Genomic DNA, 18,965 nt, shown 5'->3' on the forward strand with positions numbered 1-18,965 from the left:
GCTCGCCGCCGTATGACGCTGCACGACGGGGAACGAACCGCCATGACCCTGCTGACGGACCGCACCGCCGAGCTGGCCGCGCGCGGCGAGCAGCCCGTGCTGCAGGTCCTGCGCGGCCTGGACAGCGGACTGCGCGGCCTCACCGAGGCCGAGGCCGCCGCGCGCCTGGAGCGCGACGGCGAGAACCAGATCGCCCGGCTCCGCGACGGACCGCCCGGGCGCGGCCTGGCCACCGCCTTCCGGGCCCCGTTCCTGCTGGTCCTGATGGTCCTGGACGTGGTCCTGGCGATCAGCGCGGACATCGGCGGCGTCCTGGCCATCACCGGCATGATCGCGATCGCGACGGTGATGCGCTTCTGGCAGGAACGGCGCTCGCACCGCACGGTCGAGGCACTGCGCGCGCTGGTCCTGACCACCGCCACGGTGGTGCGGCGCGCCGACGAGGACAGCGGGCCGCTGGCGCGCGAGCTGCCCGTGGACCAGCTGGTGGTCGGCGACGTGGTCCGGCTGGCGGCCGGGGACTTGATACCGGCGGATCTGCGCCTGCTGCGCGCCAAGGACCTGTTCCTGGACCAGAGCCTGCTGTCCGGGGAGTCGATGCCGGTCGGGAAGCACGCCGAGCTGTCCGGGACGGCCGGTGTTGGTGGCGGCGCGCGCGTTCTCGGGTTCCCGCCACGGCAGCGGCAGCCGGAGACGGACTGGGCTGCCGCCAGACCGGCGGCCGACCAGCCGGCGACGCGCTCGGCCAGCACGCAGGCGCTCGGTCAGCCGCCGCCATCCGCCGCCGCGGCCTCGATCGCAAACCAGCCGCAGCGATCCGGTGTGGCCGCCTCGATCGCCGGCCGGCCGCCGCCGCGCTCGGCAGCCCCACCCGCCTTCGGCTCGCCCCCGCACCCCTGCGACCACCCCGCGCTCTGCCTGGCCGGCACCCACGTCCTGTCCGGCACCGCCACCGCCGTCGTCATCGCCACCGGTCCCCGCACCTACCTGGCGGGCCTGGGCCGCGAGCTCGACGGTGGACGCCGGCCGGCCACCGCCTTCGACCGGGGCGTCTCCGCGGTCAGTTGGATGCTGCTGCGTTTCATGCTCGTGCTGGCGCCGCTGGTGTTCGCGGTCAGCGGGCTGGCCACCGGCAGCTGGCACCGGGCCTTCCTGTTCTCCGTCGCGGTCGCCGTCGGCATCACGCCGGAGATGCTGCCGGTCGTCGTCACCACGACGCTGGCGCGCGGGGCCGTGACGATGGCGCGGCGCCGGGTGATCGTCAAGCGGCTGCCGGCGATCCAGGATCTCGGTGCGATGGACGTGCTCTGCGTCGACAAGACCGGCACCCTCACCGAGGGCATGCCCGTCCTGGCCCGCCACATCGATGCCCGGGGGCGTCCCGACGAGACCGTCCTGGACTACGCCGCCGTCAACAGCCTCCTGCAGGCCGGCTGGCGCAATTCGCTGGACGAGGCCGTCGTCGCGCACGCCGAGGCGCTCGGGCCGGCCGGTCCGGCCTGGGAGAAGGTCGACGAGGTCCCCTTCGACTTCAGCCGCCGCCGGATGAGCGTGATCGTCGCGGCGCCGGACGGCGCTCTGGCACCCGACCACGTCATCGTCACCAAGGGCTCCGTCGAGGAAGTCGTCCAGTGCTGCACCTCGGTGCTCGACGACGGCCTCGCCGTCCCGCTGGATCCCGGCCTTCGCGCCCGCATCGACGACGTCGCCGCCGCCGAGCGCGCCGAAGGCCTGCGGCTGCTGGCCGTGGCGATCCGCACCGTCCCCGGCGCCGCGCGCCCCGGCCGCCCCCACTCCTACAGTCTCGCCGACGAATCCGACCTCACCCTCGTCGGCTTCCTCGGCTTCACCGACCCCGCCAAGGACTCCGCCGTCGCGGCGCTCGCCGAACTCGCCGCGCGGGGCGTGGCGGTCAAGGTGATCACCGGCGACGAGCCCGCGGCGGCGGCCCGCGTCTGCCGCGACGTCGGCATCGACCCCGGCGCGGTGGTCGACGGCCGAACTCTGTCAGCCCTCGACGACACCGCCCTGGCCGCCCTGGCCGACCGCACCACCGTCTTCGCCAAGACCGACCCGCTGGCCAAGGCCCGCATCGTCCACGCCCTGCGCCGGGCCGGCCGCACCGTCGGCTACCTCGGCGACGGCGTCAACGACGCCCCGGCCCTGCACGCCGCCGACGTCGGCCTCACCGTCCCGGAGGCCACCGACCTGGCCCGCGAGACCGCCGACGTGATCCTGCTGGACAAGGACCTCACCGTCCTGGTCGCCGGCGTCGAGGAGGGCCGGCGCACCTTCGCCAACTCCCAGAAGTACATCCGCGCCGCGACCAGCTCGAACTTCGGCAACGTGCTGTCGGTGACGGCCGCCGCGGCGTTCCTGCCCTTCCTGCCGATGGCCCCGATCCAGTTGCTGGTCCAGAACCTGCTCTACGACCTGTCCCAGCTCGCGCTGCCCTGGGACGCCGTCGACGAGGACCAGATCGCCGGGCCGCGCCGCTGGGACAGCAGGGGCCTGCGACGCTTCGTGCTGCTCGCCGGCCCGCTCAGCTCGCTGTTCGACCTGGCGACCTGGAGCGTGCTCCGGTGGGTGCTGGGGGCCGGCGGCTCCCATGTGTCGCTGTTCCAGACCGGGTGGTTCGTCGAGGGCTTACTCTCCCAGCTGCTCGCCGTCCACATCATCAGGACCCGCGGGCTCCCGTTCTTCTCCTCGCGCGCGGCCCTTCCGGTGCTGCTGGCCACGGGCCTGGCGATGGCCGTGGGGCTGGCGCTGCCGTTCAGCATGGCGGTGCGCGGCATGGGGATGACCGCGTTGCCGGTCCTGTACTTCGGACTTCTGGCGCTGATCCTACTCGCCTACTGTGCGCTGTTGCAGACGGTGAAGCTCAGGTTCAGCCCTCGCGATGACGGGGTAGGGGCCTCGGTGCGGGGTGCGGACCAGGCTTCCTTCGAACTCTGATGTAAGGGTTCACGGTTGAGGGTGTCTTCCACGCTCAGAGTAAGCACCCTTATCCTCGAGCCTGTGACAATCGGGGACGATCTACTCCTACTCGCGATCAACCCGCGCGACGGACGCGTGCAAGCCGCCGAGTTCATGGGAACGGCGCTGCGCGGCGCCGAGGCGCTGGACCTGAGTCTGGCCCGCCGCGTCGCGGTGGCCGACGGCCGGATCGCGGTCGCCGACCCGCGGCCGATCGGCCATCCGCTGGTGGACCGCGCACTGGCCACGCTTCATGCCGAGGGCTCCGCGCCCCGGCTGCAGGCGTGGTTCGCCGAGCGCCCCACGGAGCCGGCGGTGCTGCACCAGTACGTGGGGCTGCTGGCCGACCGGGGGGTGATCCGGGTCGAGCGTCGGGGGGACGGCGGCCGGACCCGCACCCGGCTGGTCCTGGTGGACATGGAGCGCAGCGCCTACGTGCACACCCGGATCGAGAACGTCGCCTCGAACGGCGACCGCGCGCTGGGCAGCATCGTGCACGCCTGCGGCCTGGACGAGTACCTCTATCCAGGCCTGCGCGGCCGCTCGGCCCGGCGCCGGCTGGCCCGCATCACCGAGGAGGACGGCCTGGCCCCCGGGGTGCGCGACGCGATCGACGCGGTGGCCGGGGCGGTGTCGCAGATGGTGAACCGTGACCAGTCCGGCGGCGCGTATTGAGGCGCGCCGGCCGGCTGATCGCGATATACATCGAGCGCTGAAGACTCCAACGATGGGTGGCTCATGCTCGATGTGATCATCGCCGGATGCGGGCCGGCCGGCGCGGTGCTGGCCGCCGAACTGCGGCTGCACGGCGTGGACGTCCTCGTCCTGGAGCGTGAAGCCGAGCCCACGACCCAGTTCCGAGTGCTCAGCCTGCACGTCCGCACTCTCGAACTGCTGGCGATGCGCGGGCTGCTGGAGCGCTTCCGGGAACGAGGACGGCGTCGCCTGGTCGGCGACGTCTTCGCCGGTGTCCCCTCGTCCCCGCCGGAGAACCTGGATTCCCTGTACGCCTACATCCTCGGCCTGCGGCGGCAGGACATCGAGCACCTGCTTGAGGAGCACGCGAGCCGACTCGGCGCGCGGGTTAGGCGTGGCTGCGAGGTGACCGGCTTCGACCAGGACGAGCAGGGAGTCAGCGTCGAGCTGGCCGGCGGGGAACGGCTGCGGGCGCGCTACCTCGTGGGCTGCGATGGCGCGCACAGCACGGTGCGCAGGCTGCTCGGCGTCGGCTTCCCCGGCGAGCCCGCGCGGACCGAGACGCTGACCGGCGAGATGGAGATCGGCGTGCCGCCGGAGGAGGTCTACGACAAGGTTCCCAAGATCCGGGAAACCACGCCGCGGTTCGGCTTCCGCCCCCTGGCCGAGGGAATCCACACCATCTCGATCCCCACAGCGGGAGTCACCGATCGCGCCGAGCCGCCCACCCTCGAGGAGTTCCGGCAGCGGCTGACCGAGGTCGCCGGAACCGACTTCGGCGTGCACTCCCCGCGCTGGCTGTCCCGCTTCGGCGACGCCACGAGGCTGGCCGAGCACTACCGCGTGGGCCGGGTGCTGCTGGCCGGCGACGCGGCGCACATCCATCCGCCGACCGGCGGCCAAGGGCTCAACGTCGGTGTCCAGGACGCTTTCAACCTCGGCTGGAAACTGGCCGCGCAGATCCGCGGCTGGGCGCCCGAGGGACTGCTGGACACCTACGAGGCCGAACGCCGCCCGGTCGCCGAGGACGTGCTGAGCAACACCCGCGCCCAGATGGAGCTGACGTCCCCCGGAGCCGGCCCGCAGGCCTTGCGCCGGCTGCTTGCCCAGCTGATGGAGTTCGACGAGGTGAACCGGTTCCTCACGGAGAAGATCACGGCCCTGTCGGTCCGCTACGACTTCGGCGACCGCCACGACGCGGTCGGCCGGCGCGTGCCGGACATCGAGCTGGACGGCGATCTTCTCTACGACCGGATGCACCAGGGCCGTGGACTGCTTCTGGACCGCACCGGCCAGCTCACCGTCGACGGCTGGTCCGACCGGGTCGAGCTCGTCGCCGATTCCCGGGCCGCTGTCGAGGTTCCGGCCGTGCTGGTCCGTCCGGACGGACACATCGCCTGGATCGGCCAGGACCAGCAGGGCCTGAACGAGCACCTGTCGCGCTGGTTCGGAAGGGCGGCCGGCTGACTTCGGCGGCGGGCCGATTTCGACGGCCGGCTGACTTCGGACGCCGGCTGACTTCGAACGCTTACCGTCCCTCCGTGTCGTGCCGGTGGGCGCGCTCGCCGTCGTGGTCCAGGATCGTCAGGATCTCCACGGCCGGGCCGTGCGCGGCGATCAGGTGCGGGGTCATGGTGCTGAACTCCGCGGCGTGCCCCTCGTGGACCAGGATGACGCGCTCGCCCAGGTGGAGTTCGGCGGTGCCGGACAGGACGGTGAACCAGTCCCGGCCGGGATGGACCCGCAGCTGATCCGGGCCGGTGCGGCGCTCGGAGGTGATGCGCAGCTTGGCGACGGTGGCGCCGTTGGGGGGGCGCTCGTTGGACAGCAGCCAGCTGGTCATGCCCGGGGTGTGGACCGGCTCGGGGCGGATCACCACCCCGGCCTCGTCGCCGGGCTCGACCAGCTGGTCCAGCGTCGTGCCCAGGGCGCGCGCGATCGGTACCAGCTGGTCCAGGGCGATGCGGCGCCGGCCGGTCTCGATGCGGCTGAGGTTCGACGGGCTCAGATCGCAGCGGGCGGCCAGCGAGTCCAGGGTCCAGCCCCGGGCCAGGCGCAGGCTGCGGATGCGCCGACGGACCAGGGCGTCGGTGTCGGTGTCGGTGCTATCGGTGTCGGTGTGGGAGCCCGGTTCTTGCGCCATAGGCAAGATGATATGCCTCAGACGCAGATGGCGCCTACGCTGGCGGTATGGATCACCAGCGCGCGCACCACTACTCCGACCACGCCTCTCATCACTCGGGCCATGCCTCCGACCACGCTTCTCACCACTCGGGCCATCACTCCGGCAATGCCTCCGACCATGCCTCCGACACCTCTGTCGCCGACATCCTCGACCTCGACGCCGAAGTGCTCGGCCCCTACCTGGAGGAGCTGACCGGCTGGGCCCGCAGCCACACCAAGGCCGCGCCCCACACCATCGTCGACGTCGGCGCGGGCACCGGAACCGGCACCCTGGCCCTGGCCCGCCGCTTCGAGGCGGCCGAGGTGATCGCGATCGACCAGTCGCCGACCATGCTCGAACGCCTCCGGGCCGCGGCCGCCGCGCACGGCATCGCCGGCCGTCTGCGCGCCGTCCAGGCCGACCTCGACGCCGGCTGGCCGCCGGTCGGCACCGCCGACCTGGCCTGGGCCTCCTCCTCGCTGCACCACGTCGCCGACCCCGACCGGGTCCTGGCCGACGTCCGCGCCGCGCTGAACCCCGGCGGCCTGCTGGTGGTCGTCGAGATGGACGCCATGCCGCGCTTCCTGCCCGAGGACGTCCATCCCGGCCTGGAAGAACGCTGCCGCGCCGCCGGAGCCCGCAACGGCTGGAACGCCTGGCCGGACTGGACCGGCCATCTGGAACGCGCCGGATTCACCGTCGCCGAGCAGCGCGTCTTCGACATCGATGTCCGTCCGGCGCCGCCGGCCGCCAATCGCTACGCGCACCGCGTCATGAGCGGCATGCGCAATCGCTTGGCCGAGCAGTTGTCGGCCGACGACGTGGCCGCACTGGACCGGCTGCTCGATCCCGACGACACGGAGTTCGTGCTGCGGCGCCGTGACCTGGTGGTCCGCGGCGCGCGCACGGCCTGGGCGGCGCATCGCGCGTAGCGTGCGCGGCCCGGGCCTTCTGAGGCGATACCGTGCCATCATGCCCGACACCCAGTACGAAGACCTGCTGCACCGCGTCCTGACCTCGGGGACGGCGAAATCCGACCGGACCGGTGTCGGGACGCGGTCGCTGTTCGGACATCAGCTCCGCTACCCCCTGCAGGACGGCTTCCCGCTCATCACGACGAAGAAGGTCCACTTCAAGTCGGTCGCCTACGAGCTGCTGTGGTTCCTGCGCGGCGAGGGCAACGTGCGCTGGCTGCAGGAGCACGGGGTCTCGATCTGGGACGAGTGGGCCGCCGAGGACGGCGACCTGGGACCGGTGTACGGCGTGCAGTGGCGGTCCTGGCCCACGCCCGACGGCCGGCACATCGACCAGATCGCCGAGGTGCTGCGGCTGCTGCGCGCGAACCCGGACTCGCGGCGCATCATCGTGTCCGCCTGGAACGTCGCGGAACTGGAGAACATGGCGCTGCCGCCGTGCCACGCCTTCTTCCAGTTCTACGTGGCCGACGGCCGCCTGTCCTGCCAGCTCTACCAGCGCAGCGCGGACATGTTCCTGGGCGTGCCGTTCAACATCGCCTCCTACGCGCTGCTCACCCACATGATCGCGGCGCAGACCGGCCTCGAGGTCGGCGACCTGGTGTGGACCGGCGGCGACATCCACATCTACGACAACCACGTCGAGCAGGCGGAGCTGCTGCTCACCCGCGAGGCGCGGCCGTTCCCGACGCTGGAGCTCAAGCCCGCGGACTCGCTGTTCGACTACACCTACGCGGACATCGCAGTGCTCGGATACGACCCGCATCCGGCGATCAAGGCGCCGGTGGCGGTGTGAACGGTGTACGCGGTGTGAGCGGTGTGAGGGCCGTGAGCACTGTGAATGGTTCGAGGCCGGCCGCAGGCTTCTGATTCAGAGCTGTGGAGCGGGCTGCGGCAGGGCGTGCGCGCCCTCCGGCCGCAGCCCGTCGAAGATGATCGCCAGGTAGCGCCGCCACAGATCCGGCGACGCGTCCGGCACGTAGCCGCTGACGTAGTTCGGCGCGCACATCAGCAGGAAGACGTCGGTGCCGGTGACGTCGGCCCGGACCGCGCCGTGTTCCCGGGCCCGGGCGACCAGGTCCTCTATTGCTTGGAACAGCGCCGATTGGGCTTGCTGCACCTCGGGTTTCAGCTCCCCGGCGGCCATCAGGAACGACAGGTCGCGCTGCTGTCGCTGGTGGCCGGCCGCGATGAGGAACTCCAGCAGCGCCGCGCCCGGATCCTCGGCGTCCAGTAGGCGCTCGCAAGTCGCGCGCAGGTCCTCCACCCGGTCCAGGACGATGGCGGCGATCAGGTCGTCCTTGGTCGGGAAGTGCCGGAACACCGTCCCCTTGCCGACGCCGGCGCGGCGCGCGATGTCCGCGACCGAGGCCTCCAGGCCGTGCTCGGCGAACTCGTCGGCGGCCGCGGCGAGCAGCAGCGCGCGGTTGCGGGCCGCGTCGGCGCGCAGGGGGCGGCTGGTCGCTGGGGTGTCCACGGCCGCAGCCTAACAAGTTGACCGCCCGGTCCGCTTATCGCTAGCCTCCTGCCGGGCGGAAGATGACCGCCCGGTCCGTTTTCTGGAGGGGCAGTGGACGCAGTAGTGGACAGCCAGCAGGAATCGATGAAAGCCGTCGTCGCCACTGACTACGGCCCGCCGGAGCAGTACGCGGTCGCCGAGGTGTCGGTGCCGCGACCCGGTCCAGGACAGATGCAGGTACGGATCGCCGCGGCCTCGGTCAACCCGGCCGACGTGCGGCTGCCCGGCGGGGAGTTCCGCTACGTGGTCGACGCCGAGTTCCCTTACATCCCCGGCGTCGACTTCGCCGGGACGGTGACCGAGATCGGCGACGGCGTCAGCGCCTACGCGGTCGGGGACGAGGTGTTCGGTACGGCGGTCCCCAGGGTGCTGCGCGCCATGGCCGGGACGCGGCCGTCGGTGGGGACCGGTGCGATGGCCGAGTACGCCGTCGTCGAGGCGGACACGCCGCTGATCGCGCACCGTCCCGACGGCCTGGCCGCCCCGGCCGCCGCGGCGCTGGCCACCGCCGGCCAGGCCGCGCTGGCCATTTCGAAGGCCGCGGACGTCCAGCCGGGGGAGCGGGTGCTCGTCGTCGGAGCGACCGGCGGCGTGGGGACCGCGCTGCTGCCGCTGCTCGCCGCCGCGAAGGCGCAGGTGATCGCGACGGCGACGGAGACCGACACCGACGTGGTGGTCGGGCTCGGCGCGACGGCGGTCATCGGCTATCAGGAGGCCGGCTACCCGGCCGATGTGGACGTCGCGATCAACGTGGTGCTGCCGGGCGACGGCCTGGCCGGGCTGGCCGCGGCGCTGCGTCCCGGTGGCAGGCTCGTGACGATCACGTTCCCGATCACCACGCCGGAGCTGATCCGGCGCGACGACGTCGAGCTGCGGTTCATCCTCGACATGGACGGCGAACTGGCCTCGATGCGCGACGTCGGGGAAGCCGGCGCGCGCGGGGAACTGCGCGCCACGATCGCGCGCCGGTACAGCCTGGACGAGGGACCGCAGGCGTGTGCCGACTTCCTGCGGGAGCACACGCTGGGCAAGCGGGTCGTGGTTCTCTAGCCAAATGTCGCCCTAGCCGGGTATCGCTCCCAGCACTACTCCCCGAGCTACACATCGTCGAGATAAGCCCGTGCCTGCAACGAATACAGCTGCGCGTACTGCCCGCCGGCGGCCATGAGCTGTGCGATGCCCGCCGGCGCGCTGACCGCCACCACCAATCGGCGCTGCAACGTGACCACCATGCGCGCCCTGACGACGGCGGACAGCGCGTCCTGCGCCGGACCGCGCAGCAGCGACACGCCGTAACAGACTCCTGCGAAAGCCAGCGCCACGAGCAGCGAGTGGCCCGCGCGCGAGCCCAGGCCGTCCCGGGCGGCGGCCGGGATGCGGCCGGTGGCCCGGCCCATCGCGACCAGCGTCAGGTTCGGCAGGACGGCCTCGGCCACGACGAACACCGCGACCGCCGCCATCAGCGCCGGGCTGACAGATACCAACAGACGCAGCGCGCGAACGCGGCGCGAGGACTTCAGGGCGGCGACAGGGTGCGCCAAGCGGGACAGCACGGGCCGCAACGGTGACGGTGGCTTCGGCACGGGATCCACCGTGGCCGAGGCCCGTTCGGCGTCGCAACCGTGTTTTCCGTCAGCGAACAGGCCGCTTCATTCCAGCGACAGGTACTCCTGCGGCGGCTCGGTGAGCCCCGGATCGCCGGCCCAGTAGTGGTCGCCCTTGATGGCCGTCATCGCCCAGTGCCATGCCTCGTCGTGGAAGACCAGGCCCCGGTACGGCTTGTCGGGCGGTTCGTAGTCGTACCACTGCTCGGCCGCCTCGTCGGCCTCGGCCCCCGTCATGCCGCCGTACGTGCGCATCACCCATGCGTACCGTCTGCGCTCGGCTTCCAGGTACCGCGCGTACTCCTCCTCCGGCCACGGCGGCCAGTCCTCGTTCTCGCCGACGTCGTTGCCCATTCGGCGATGCTAACCGCCCAGCCGCACCGCCGCCCCCGCGAACTCCAGCAGCAGATCGCACGTCATCTGCGGGTCCTCGTACATCGGCGTGTGGCCGATGTCCGGCAGCACCACCACCCGCGCCCCGGGCACCGCGCGGTAGTCCTCGGCCGACGACGCGTGCCAGCGGGCGTCCTGGGCGCCGAAGAACACCAGCAGCGGCTTGCCGAGTTCGGCGAGCCGGTCCGGGAGTGTGCGTTCCCTGATGTGGGCCAGCGACCCGCGCGCGGTCCCGGCCAGGGCCCGGTGCGTCATCCGGCGCGTGTCCTCGACCAGCGCGTCCGGCAGCGGCGCCGCCGGCCGGGCGAACGCGGTGCTCAGGCTCTTGCGCACGATGGCCTCGGTGAACGCCCGCCACAGCAGCGCGCCGGGCACGCGGGCGAACAGCAGCCGGCTCAGCGCGCCGCCGGAGGTGTCGGCCTCGGGGCTGGGCCCGGTGCTGATCAGGGCCAGTGCCGAGACTGTCTCAGGACGCTGCCGCGCCAGATCGGAGACCACGTAGCCGCCGGTGGAGTGCCCGACGGCGACCGCCACGCGCTGCACCCCGAGCCGATCCAGAACGGTGCCGACGCGCTCGGCGTGCCCCGGGATGCCGTACGCGCCCGGCGTATCCAAGCCCTGAGACCGCCCATGCCCCGCCAGGTCGACGCGGACGACCCGGTAGGCGTCCGCCAGGCACGGCACCACCGGGTTCCACCACGCCGTGGACGCGCCGAGGCCGTGCACCAGCAGCAGCACCGGCGCGTCCGCCGCGCCGTCGGTCCTCACGTGCAGCGTCGCGTCGCCGACGTCCACCTGCTGCGTGTGTTGTCCCATGGGAGGTCCCCGCTCTCGCTCAGACTTCGTGGATGTCCTGCTCCTCGGTTAGCGTGGCGGTATGGCGATCGGCGCGCTTCCACAAACATGCGGTGGCCCGCAGGCCCCGGTGGCGTGGATCCGGCCCGGGCAGGCCGGGTACGTCGGGCCGGATCTGGGCGTCGATCTGCACTCCGCGTCGGTAGGCGTCCTCACAGTGGGTCTGGACGCGCCGTTCGTCGTGGAGACCCCCGAGCACGGCGCCATCCGCACCCGCAGCGTGTACGCCCCGGCCCGCGCGCAGCACCGGGTGATCGCGCCGGAAGGCCGGATCCTGTTGCTGTTCACCGAAAACGGCATGGGCTCGGCGATGCGGCAGCGGATCGGTCCCTACGGCCTCGGACACCGGCTGGAACGCGAACTGATCGCCGCCTGCCGGCACGATGCGGATCCCAGCGTCCTGCGATACCTGGGCGGTATCGGTCCCGGCGCCACCGACCGCCGCATCAGCCGCGTCGTCGACGAGATCCGCGACGACCCGGCCCGCGTCCTGCGCGCCGAGCACAGCGCTCAGGACCTGGGGATGTCGACTCCTTACTTCCTGCGGATGTTCGCCCGGCACACCGGCACCACCTTCCGCCGCTACCAGCAGTGGAACCGCCTGCTGGAAGCCGCGCGGGGCATCGCCGCCGGCCACGCCCTGACCCGCTGTGCCGCCGACGCGGGCTTCGCCTCCCCGTCGCATCTGAGCGACACCTTCCACGAGACGCTCGGAACCACCGCCACGGCGGTTCTTGGTTCCCGCGTCCGGTTCGAACTGGACGCCTGAACCGCGACGAGTTTCCAGCGCGCCGAGTGTCTCCATTAGTAGCGGGCGTGAACCGATCCGCAAAATAGGGAAAGGGAGACTATGAGCACGCACATCATCCGGTATGAGACAAAGCCGGACCGGGCCGACGAGAACCAGCTGCTGGTCGAGGCGGTCTTCGAGCAACTCAAGGCCGAGCGACCCGAAGGCCTGCATTACGCGACATTCCGGATGGAAGACGGAGTGAGCTTCGTGCACATCGTCGGCTACGACGACGATGACGCCGACCTCCTGCGTCCCCTGACAGCCTTCAAGGCCTTCCAACAGGACGCCGCCGACCGCATGATCGCCCCGGTGCAACGGGGGAGCGCCACGGTCGTGGGCTCGTACGGCTTCTTCGGGGAGTGACAAACCCCACAGCCAAGCGTGACTTCGCGGTCCGCAGGACACGAACCGGTCACGGTCTCGTACCGGAACTTGTCCTGCGGGTTCCCCAGTGGATAAACATCACTTCGCCGTCTTCTGAAGATTTCGTGAAGCCGCGCGTTGGCGGCCGCTTCAACGACGACGGTTGCCACCACAGGGGAAAGGGAAAACCATCCATGCCGAACGCCGCTAGCCGGCGGCGTGCGCAGGCCGTGATGGCGGGGGTCTTCCCCGTCGCCGTCGCGCTTGTCGCCGCGTCCGCGTCCGCCTCGCCCGCCCAGGCCGACACGCAGCACCACAACACCACGAACAAGATCCTGACTGACGTGCACCCGACCTGGGCGACGGCGGACAAGGACCGCGGGGCCGTGCCGGCCGCGCAGCAGATCAGCACCCGGGTGTACCTCTCCGGTCAGGACTCGGCCGGGCTGGCCGCGCTGGCGCGCGCCGCCTCCGACCCGAACAGCCCGGACTACCAGCACTACCTGACCCCGGCCCAGATCCAGGCGCGCTTCGGCGCCACGCCGGCCCAGGTCGCGGCGGTGCAGAAGTGGCTGACCGGCTCGGGCCTGAAGGTCACCTCGGTGACCAGCGACTGGATCGACGCCTCGGGCGACACCGCGGCCGTGCAGCGCGCCTTCGGCACCCAGATCAAGGACTACCAGGGCACCGACGGCGCCGTGAAGTACGCCGCCTCGTCCTCGGCGGTCATCCCGGCCGAGGTCGCCGACTACGTCGAGGGCGTCTCGGGCCTGTCGCAGGCCTCGGTGCGGGTGCACGCGGACTCGGCGAAGGCCAACGCGGCCAACGCCGCGGACCAGAACTGCTCGCCGTACTGGGGCGCGAGCACCACCACCGCGTGGCCGGCCGGTGCGAACCCCGGCCCGACGCCGCTGCTGCCGTGCTCGTACACGCCCAAGCAGCTGCGCGACGCCTACGGCGTGACCAAGTCCGGCATGACCGGCAAGGGCGCGACCATCGCCGTCGTCGACTGGTACGGCTCCTCGACGATGGAAGCCGACGCGAACCGGTACGCCACGGACAACAAGGACCAGCCCTTCGCGCCGGGTCAGTACCGCGAGGTCGTCGACCAGTCGCAGTGGAACAACCAGGACGCCTGCGGCGGCACCTCCGGCATCGCCGGCGAGGAGGCCCTCGACGTCGAGATGACGCACGGCCTGGCGCCGGACGCGAACATCGTCTACGTCGGCGCGAACTCCTGCACCGACGCGGACCTGATGGCCGCCGAGGAGAAGATCGTCGACCAGCACCTGGCGGACGTGGTCTCCAACTCCTGGGGCGAGATCATGCACACCACCGACGGCCAGGACATGGACCCGTCGGAGATAGCCGCCTACGACCGCATATTCCAGAAGGGCGCGGCCGAGGGCATCGGCTTCGACTTCTCCTCCGGCGACTGCGGCGACGACGACCCGGCCAACGCCGCCAACGGCGGCGCGAACTGCGCCGCGGACTCGGCCCGCAAGCAGACCGAGTGGCCGACCTCCGACGCGTGGGTCACCTCGGTCGGCGGCACCACGCTGGCCACCGACTCCTCGGGCAACTACGCCTGGGAAGCGGCGATGGGCGACCACGTCGGCGCCGCCAAGCAGGGCGACCCGGCCTGGCGCCCGGTCACCGGCCAGAAGGTCCCGTTCTCGTTCTACTTCGGGGGCGGCGGCGGCACCTCCGAGGACGTCCCGCAGCCGTTCTACCAGGCCGGCGTCGTGCCGTCCTCGCTGGCGAACAACCTGCCCAGCGGCCAGGGCACCACGCGTCCGATGCGGACCGTGCCGGACGTGGCGATGAACGGCGCGCTGGCCTCCTCGGTGCTGGTCGGCATGACCGGCATGAGCACCCCCGGCGTGTACGGCACCGGCGGCATGGGCGGCACCTCGGTGGCGGCTCCGGAGTTCTCCGCGCTGCAGGCCGACGCCAAGCAGGCCGCGGGCCACGCCCTGGGCTTCGCCAACCCGTCGCTGTACGCCCTCGGTGGTACCTCGGCGTTCCACGACGTCACCGCGCACCCGGCGGGCCAGCCGCAGGTGCTGGAGGGCATCCACGTCTCGTCCAAGGACGCGACCATCGGCACGCTGTACCGGGCCGGCGAGGACTCCTCGCTGGTCGCGGCGGCCGGTTACGACAACGCCACGGGCCTGGGCTCGCCGGCCGACGACTACCTGTCGAAGGTCGGCGCCGTCGCGCCGCTGCAGCCGACCGCGCCGAACGCGCCGGTCGTCAAGCGCATCGCCGGTGCCGACCGCTACGGCACCGCGATCAACGTCTCGCAGGCCTCGTTCCCGAAGGCCGGCTCGGCCTCCGCGGTGGTCCTGGCCACCGGCGAGACCTTCCCCGACGCGCTGGCCGGCGCCCCGCTGGCCAACGAGAAGGGCGGCCCGCTGCTGCTGACCCCGTCCAAGACCGCCGACCCGGCCGTCATCGCCGAGATCCACCGGGTCCTGGCGCCCGGCGGCAAGGTGTACGTCCTGGGCGGCGTGAACGCGGTCTCGGACAAGGTGGTCTCCGCGCTGGGCCTGTCGGCCTCGCAGATCACCCGGGTCTCCGGCCAGGACCGCTTCTCCACCTCGGTGGCGATCGCCGAGCAGATCGGCAACCCGACCGGCAACGTGATCCTGGCGACCGGCGACAACTTCGCCGACGCCCTGACCGCGGCGCCGTACTCGGCGATCTACGGCGGCGGCACGGGCACCCCGGCCGCGATCCTGCTGACCGACGACCGCAAGCTGCCCGCGCAGGTGGCCGGCTACGTCGCCGGTGCGCACTCGGTGGCGGCGGTCGGCGGCCAGGCCGTGGCCGCGGCCGCGCACCTGGACAACCGGGACGCCGGCGCGCAGTTCGTCGGCTGGGACCGCTACGGCACCGCCTCGCTGGTGGCCGGGAAGTTCCAGGCGCCGAAGACCGTCGGCGTGGCCACCGGCGTGCAGTTCGCCGACGCCCTGACCGGCGCGGCGATGCTGGGCGCGGCGCACAGCCCGCTGCTGCTCACCAACCCGGTGAAGCTGCCCGACGGCACGGCCGCGACGCTGCACGGCTTCAGCGCCGCGCTGGCCGGCGGCGCGGTCGAGCTGTTCGGCGGCCCGGTCGCGGTCTCCGACGGGGTCGAGGCGCAGGTCGCCAAGGCGGTCGGCGGGCGCGTCCTGCGGTAGTCGGCGTGTCGTGGTCGCCTGGTCGCGGTGCTGAGCCGCGACGCGGTATGTAAGAGCAGGTAGTGACAAGGCTCAGGGGCCGTCCGGTTTCGGACGGCCCCTGAGTCGTTTGCGTGGCGCTCCCGTGGCGTCCCGCGGCGAGCGGCGCACGTCACATTGCCGCCCCTCTTGAAACTATTGCATAATGCAATCGTTGCTATGGGGTCGAATCCCTCACCCTGCCGACCACGGAGCCTGCCCGCGTGCCGACAAACCCCGCTCGTTCTGTCCCGCCCCAAGCCGCCCCCTCTGCGAACACTGGGAACTCTGCGACCTCTGCGAACACTGGGAACTCTGCGAATCCGGCCAAACATCCGGGCCATGCGATCGCGCACCTCGGGGACTTCCACGTCCCGCCGCGCGTCGTCGTGATCACCGCGGTGGCCGTGCCGATCGGCGTCCTGGGCGCCCTGGCCGCCTACGCGCTGCTCAAGCTGATCACACTGGTGACGAACATCTGCTTCTACGCGCAGTTCACCTTCCACGCGACCAGCCCGGCCGGCACCCCGCACCGCTGGCTGATCCCGATCCTGCCGGTCGTCGGCGGCCTGGTGGTGGGCCTGATGGCGCGCTACGGCAGCGAGAAGATCCGCGGCCACGGCATGCCGGAGGCCATCGAGGCGATCCTGGTCGGCGGCAGCAAGGTCCAGCCGCGCGTGGCGGTGCTCAAGCCGCTGTCCGCGGCGGTGTCGATCGGCACCGGCGGCCCGTTCGGCGCCGAGGGCCCGATCATCATGACCGGCGGCGCGCTGGGCTCGCTGCTGGCGCAGGTCCTGCACGTGACCACCGACGAGCGCAAGACGCTGCTGGTCGCCGGCTCCGCGGCCGGCATGGCGGCGACGTTCAACACCCCGCTGGCCGCGGTGGTTCTCGCGGTGGAGCTGCTGCTGTTCGAATGGCGTCCGCGCTCCCTGATACCGGTGGCGGCCGCCGCGGTGACCGCGACCGTCGTGCGCGGGCCGATGCTGGGCTACGGGCCGCTGTTCGGGGGCGCGCACGTTCCGTCGCACCTGGCGTTCTACGACTACCCGCTCTGTCTGGTCGCGGGGGGCGTGGCCGGGCTGCTGGCGATCGGCGCCACGGCGCTGGTGTACTTCTCCGAGGACTCCTTCGCCAAGCTGCCGATCCACTGGATGTGGTGGCCGGCCATCGGCGGGGCGGTCGTCGGGATCGGCGGCCTGATCGAGCCGCACGCCCTTGGCGTCGGGTACGACGTCATCGACGAGCTGCTCACCGGGCGCGCCACCACCGGCCTGATCGTCGGCATCCTGGTGGTCAAGACCCTGATCTGGGGGCTGTCGCTGGGCTCGGGCACCTCCGGCGGCGTGCTCGCGCCGATGTTCATGGTCGGCGGCGCGCTCGGTGCGGCCGAGGCGATGGTCTTCCCGAGCGTCAGCCCCGGTTTCTGGGCCCTGGTCTCGCTGGCCGGGGTGCTCGGCGGCGTGATGCGCTCGCCGCTGACCGGCATCGTGTTCTGCCTGGAGCTGACCCATGAGGTCAACGCGATCCTGCCGATGATCATCACGGCCGGCACCGCGTACCTGGTCTCGGTGGTCTTCCTGAAGCGCTCGGTGCTCACCGAGAAGCTGGCCCGGCGCGGCCTGCACCTGACCCGCGAGTACTCGGTCGACCCGCTGGAGGTCCACCTGGTCGGCGGACTGACGGCCGAGCCGGCCACGTCGTTCCCGGCCGCGCAGAGCACCGGCCAGGCCAGCGCGGCGATCCGGGCCTCGCTGCCCGACGGCGACCTGGCCGTCCAGCGGCTGTACCCGGTGTTGCACTCGGACGGCGAACTCGCCGGAGTGGTGACACGGACGCAGCTGCTGGCCGCCGACATCGAGGACCCGACGCCGTTGGCCCAGACGGCGCGGTCGGCGATCGCCGCGCAGCCGGCGGAGACGCTGCGGACCGTCGCGAACCGGATGGCGCACCATTCGGTGACGCGGGTGGTGGTCAGGGCCGAACCGCATGAGCCGCCTTATGTGCTGAGCCTGCGGCAGCTGCTGCACGCGCGGCGGATCGACCACCACGAGGAGTCGCAGCGCGAGCGGATGCTGGGACGGCGGCGTGAGCGGGCCGAGGTCGTGGACTTGGTGGACGTCGACGCGCATGTCGGCGGATCGGCTGAAACCGAGCGGGTGTAAGCGATTCGTTGTTCGGTTCTACTTCGGCTCGCCGTGGAACACCCGCTTGGCGGCCTGCCTGTTGAAGCCCACAAACGTCAGCAGCCAGGCCGCGGCGCCGATCCAGACCAGCACGTGGCCCGGATCGGTGAGCCACTTCCAGCCGGTGGCCTTGGCGACCTCGATGGTGGCCACGGCCGTCATTCCCATGGGGAAGACCGTGGCCCAGCGCCGGACGTCGTACCGGGGCCGAGGCCACCGGATCTCGGCGACGACGAGGACGGCATACCAGCACCAGGCCAGGGCGAGCAGGATCAGGGCGATCACGCGCAGCGTGTCGTGGACCGAGGCGGCCCAGGTCCAACCTCCGGACGCGCTCCCGCCCGCGAGGAGCTTCGCGCAGGCCAGCGCGGAAATGGCCAGCGCGCCCCCGGCGACCCAGTGATCCCCGGCACCGTTGCGCACGGCGGTGAAGTCGAAATGGCGCATCGCGTCGACGTAGAGCACCAGCCCGAGGACGAACAGGACCAACGCGGGCACCAGTAGCCAGTGCGCCGGGAGTGCCGCGGCGAGCGTGGCGGCCAGCGTCACCAAACCCTGGGTCGCGACGCAGACCAGGAACACCGCGCCCTGCATGTTCGGCCGCAGATGGCGCACGACGATCCACAGCAGCGGCGGCCACAGCACCGCCGCGACGATGAGCAGTACCACCGCCGGCGGCTGCCAGCCCTGCAGGCTCACACGGACGCCCAGCACCGTGGTCGAGGCGACGGCGGTGAGGGCGGCCGGGGTGTGCGACTCGGCGGTCCAGCGGTGTCGCTCCCGGGCCAGCCGCCGGGCGAAGTCGTCGCCGAGAGCGAGCCAGCCGATCGCGGCCAGCGCGAAGAGCACCGCCGACAAGACCTGCGCGCCGACCGCCCGCAGACCGGTCGAGACGATGGAGGTGGCCATGACCGCCGAGCCCGCGGCCGGCGGGAGGTCGCCGAACCAGGACGCCAGGCGGCTGTGGAAGGCGGGGGAGGGGTCGGTCGGGCTGCTCGTGGAAGCTGCGCTGCCTGCGGGGCCGGGCGTCGGGCTGCTTGCGGAAGGCGCGCCAGTCGGGCTGCTGGTTCTGGTGCTGGTATCGGGGCGGGTTGTCGGGCTGCTCGCACCGGCCGCACTGGTAGTGCCGGTAGTGCCGGTCGTGCCAGCCGCACCGGTTGCGGTGCGCGGCTGCTTCGGCTCGGGCGAACCCTCCATGATCACCGCCTTCCCCTGCGGACGCTAGCGCCGCCGGGTCCG

17 protein-coding genes are annotated in these 18,965 nt (G+C 72.0%); 11 read left to right on the forward strand and 6 right to left on the reverse strand.

Going from position 1 to position 18,965, the window contains the following annotated elements; all coding sequences use genetic code 11:
- The first annotated feature begins 42 nt into the window (after positions 1-42).
- The 3 genes from mgtA to ABIA35_RS24515 all read left to right on the forward strand — a co-directional run bounded on the left by mgtA (position 43) and on the right by ABIA35_RS24515 (position 5,139).
- Positions 43-2,955 (forward strand): magnesium-translocating P-type ATPase, encoded by a 2,913-nt coding sequence (gene mgtA / locus ABIA35_RS24505; protein ID WP_370359461.1) that lies wholly within the window; start codon positions 43-45, stop codon positions 2,953-2,955.
- Positions 2,956-3,018: 63 nt separating this feature from the next.
- Positions 3,019-3,651: a GPP34 family phosphoprotein gene (locus tag ABIA35_RS24510; protein WP_370342887.1), complete on the forward strand. Its 633-nt coding sequence runs from the start codon at positions 3,019-3,021 to the stop codon at positions 3,649-3,651.
- Between the two features lie 63 nt (positions 3,652-3,714).
- On the forward strand, positions 3,715-5,139 hold the full coding sequence (locus tag ABIA35_RS24515) for an FAD-dependent monooxygenase (RefSeq protein ID WP_370359462.1): 1,425 nt from the start codon (positions 3,715-3,717) through the stop codon (positions 5,137-5,139).
- Positions 5,140-5,200: 61 nt separating this feature from the next.
- On the opposite strand, the gene ABIA35_RS24520 is transcribed toward ABIA35_RS24515, so the two are convergent.
- Positions 5,201-5,815: a helix-turn-helix domain-containing protein gene (locus ABIA35_RS24520; protein WP_370359463.1), complete on the reverse strand. Its 615-nt coding sequence runs from the start codon at positions 5,813-5,815 to the stop codon at positions 5,201-5,203.
- 47 nt (positions 5,816-5,862) lie between these two features.
- On the opposite strand from ABIA35_RS24520, the gene ABIA35_RS24525 reads away from it, so the two are divergent.
- The gene (locus tag ABIA35_RS24525; RefSeq protein ID WP_370359464.1) at positions 5,863-6,768 is read left to right on the forward strand and encodes a methyltransferase domain-containing protein; all 906 of its coding nucleotides are present in this window, start codon (positions 5,863-5,865) and stop codon (positions 6,766-6,768) included.
- 40 nt (positions 6,769-6,808) lie between these two features.
- The gene (locus ABIA35_RS24530) at positions 6,809-7,606 is read left to right on the forward strand and encodes a thymidylate synthase (RefSeq protein ID WP_370342895.1); all 798 of its coding nucleotides are present in this window, start codon (positions 6,809-6,811) and stop codon (positions 7,604-7,606) included.
- A 75-nt stretch (positions 7,607-7,681) separates the two neighbouring features.
- Here ABIA35_RS24530 and ABIA35_RS24535 read toward each other — a convergent pair whose 3' ends face one another.
- Positions 7,682-8,287 carry a TetR/AcrR family transcriptional regulator gene (locus tag ABIA35_RS24535; protein WP_370342897.1) on the reverse strand — a complete coding sequence of 202 codons (606 nt, stop codon included), beginning with the start codon at positions 8,285-8,287 and terminating at the stop codon, positions 7,682-7,684.
- Between the two features lie 93 nt (positions 8,288-8,380).
- On the opposite strand from ABIA35_RS24535, the gene ABIA35_RS24540 reads away from it, so the two are divergent.
- Entirely contained in the window at positions 8,381-9,379 is a 999-nt protein-coding gene (locus ABIA35_RS24540) for an NADP-dependent oxidoreductase (RefSeq protein WP_370359465.1), read from the forward strand.
- 47 nt (positions 9,380-9,426) lie between these two features.
- Here the strand turns inward: ABIA35_RS24540 and ABIA35_RS24545 are convergent, their stop codons facing one another.
- The 3 genes from ABIA35_RS24545 to ABIA35_RS24555 all read right to left on the reverse strand — a co-directional run bounded on the left by ABIA35_RS24545 (position 9,427) and on the right by ABIA35_RS24555 (position 11,142).
- Positions 9,427-9,882, reverse strand: a complete 456-nt coding sequence (locus ABIA35_RS24545) for a hypothetical protein (protein WP_370359466.1) — start codon at positions 9,880-9,882, stop codon at positions 9,427-9,429.
- Positions 9,883-9,978: 96 nt separating this feature from the next.
- On the reverse strand, positions 9,979-10,287 hold the full coding sequence (locus ABIA35_RS24550; RefSeq protein WP_370359467.1) for a hypothetical protein: 309 nt from the start codon (positions 10,285-10,287) through the stop codon (positions 9,979-9,981).
- Between the two features lie 9 nt (positions 10,288-10,296).
- Positions 10,297-11,142, reverse strand: coding sequence for an alpha/beta fold hydrolase (locus ABIA35_RS24555; protein ID WP_370359468.1), 846 nt, complete (start codon positions 11,140-11,142; stop codon positions 10,297-10,299).
- 61 nt (positions 11,143-11,203) lie between these two features.
- On the opposite strand from ABIA35_RS24555, the gene ABIA35_RS24560 reads away from it, so the two are divergent.
- The 4 genes from ABIA35_RS24560 to ABIA35_RS24575 all read left to right on the forward strand — a co-directional run bounded on the left by ABIA35_RS24560 (position 11,204) and on the right by ABIA35_RS24575 (position 17,705).
- Positions 11,204-11,950, forward strand: coding sequence for a helix-turn-helix domain-containing protein (locus tag ABIA35_RS24560; protein ID WP_370359469.1), 747 nt, complete (start codon positions 11,204-11,206; stop codon positions 11,948-11,950).
- Positions 11,951-12,031: 81 nt separating this feature from the next.
- Positions 12,032-12,337: a hypothetical protein gene (locus tag ABIA35_RS24565; protein WP_370359470.1), complete on the forward strand. Its 306-nt coding sequence runs from the start codon at positions 12,032-12,034 to the stop codon at positions 12,335-12,337.
- 194 nt (positions 12,338-12,531) lie between these two features.
- A complete protein-coding gene (locus tag ABIA35_RS24570; RefSeq protein WP_370359471.1) occupies positions 12,532-15,522 on the forward strand; it encodes a cell wall-binding repeat-containing protein in 2,991 nt (996 codons plus the stop codon).
- 365 nt (positions 15,523-15,887) lie between these two features.
- Positions 15,888-17,705 (forward strand): chloride channel protein, encoded by a 1,818-nt coding sequence (locus ABIA35_RS24575; RefSeq protein WP_370359540.1) that lies wholly within the window; start codon positions 15,888-15,890, stop codon positions 17,703-17,705.
- A gap of 18 nt (positions 17,706-17,723) precedes the next feature.
- Here ABIA35_RS24575 and ABIA35_RS24580 read toward each other — a convergent pair whose 3' ends face one another.
- Entirely contained in the window at positions 17,724-18,635 is a 912-nt protein-coding gene (locus ABIA35_RS24580) for a tellurite resistance/C4-dicarboxylate transporter family protein (RefSeq protein WP_370359472.1), read from the reverse strand.
- Here ABIA35_RS24580 and ABIA35_RS24585 point away from each other — a divergent pair.
- Entirely contained in the window at positions 18,634-18,951 is a 318-nt protein-coding gene (locus tag ABIA35_RS24585; protein WP_370359473.1) for a hypothetical protein, read from the forward strand. The two genes, ABIA35_RS24580 and ABIA35_RS24585, sit on opposite strands and share 2 nt — an antisense overlap.
- Positions 18,952-18,965 lie beyond the last annotated feature (14 nt).

The sequence above is a fragment of the Catenulispora sp. MAP12-49 genome (assembly GCF_041262705.1).
Lineage (GTDB): Bacteria > Actinomycetota > Actinomycetes > Streptomycetales > Catenulisporaceae > Catenulispora.

Coding starts and splice junctions, on each gene's coding strand:
- ABIA35_RS24560 (WP_370359469.1), top strand. CDS start 11,204: ATGGCGATCGGCGCGCTTCCACAAACATGCGGTGGCCCGCAGGCCCCG.
- ABIA35_RS24530 (WP_370342895.1), top strand. CDS start 6,809: ATGCCCGACACCCAGTACGAAGACCTGCTGCACCGCGTCCTGACCTCG.
- ABIA35_RS24555 (WP_370359468.1), bottom strand. CDS start 11,142: ATGGGACAACACACGCAGCAGGTGGACGTCGGCGACGCGACGCTGCAC.
- ABIA35_RS24520 (WP_370359463.1), bottom strand. CDS start 5,815: ATGGCGCAAGAACCGGGCTCCCACACCGACACCGATAGCACCGACACC.
- ABIA35_RS24525 (WP_370359464.1), top strand. CDS start 5,863: ATGGATCACCAGCGCGCGCACCACTACTCCGACCACGCCTCTCATCAC.
- mgtA (WP_370359461.1), top strand. CDS start 43: ATGACCCTGCTGACGGACCGCACCGCCGAGCTGGCCGCGCGCGGCGAG.
- ABIA35_RS24565 (WP_370359470.1), top strand. CDS start 12,032: ATGAGCACGCACATCATCCGGTATGAGACAAAGCCGGACCGGGCCGAC.
- ABIA35_RS24515 (WP_370359462.1), top strand. CDS start 3,715: ATGCTCGATGTGATCATCGCCGGATGCGGGCCGGCCGGCGCGGTGCTG.
- ABIA35_RS24550 (WP_370359467.1), bottom strand. CDS start 10,287: ATGGGCAACGACGTCGGCGAGAACGAGGACTGGCCGCCGTGGCCGGAG.
- ABIA35_RS24580 (WP_370359472.1), bottom strand. CDS start 18,635: ATGGCCACCTCCATCGTCTCGACCGGTCTGCGGGCGGTCGGCGCGCAG.
- ABIA35_RS24585 (WP_370359473.1), top strand. CDS start 18,634: ATGACCGCCGAGCCCGCGGCCGGCGGGAGGTCGCCGAACCAGGACGCC.
- ABIA35_RS24570 (WP_370359471.1), top strand. CDS start 12,532: ATGCCGAACGCCGCTAGCCGGCGGCGTGCGCAGGCCGTGATGGCGGGG.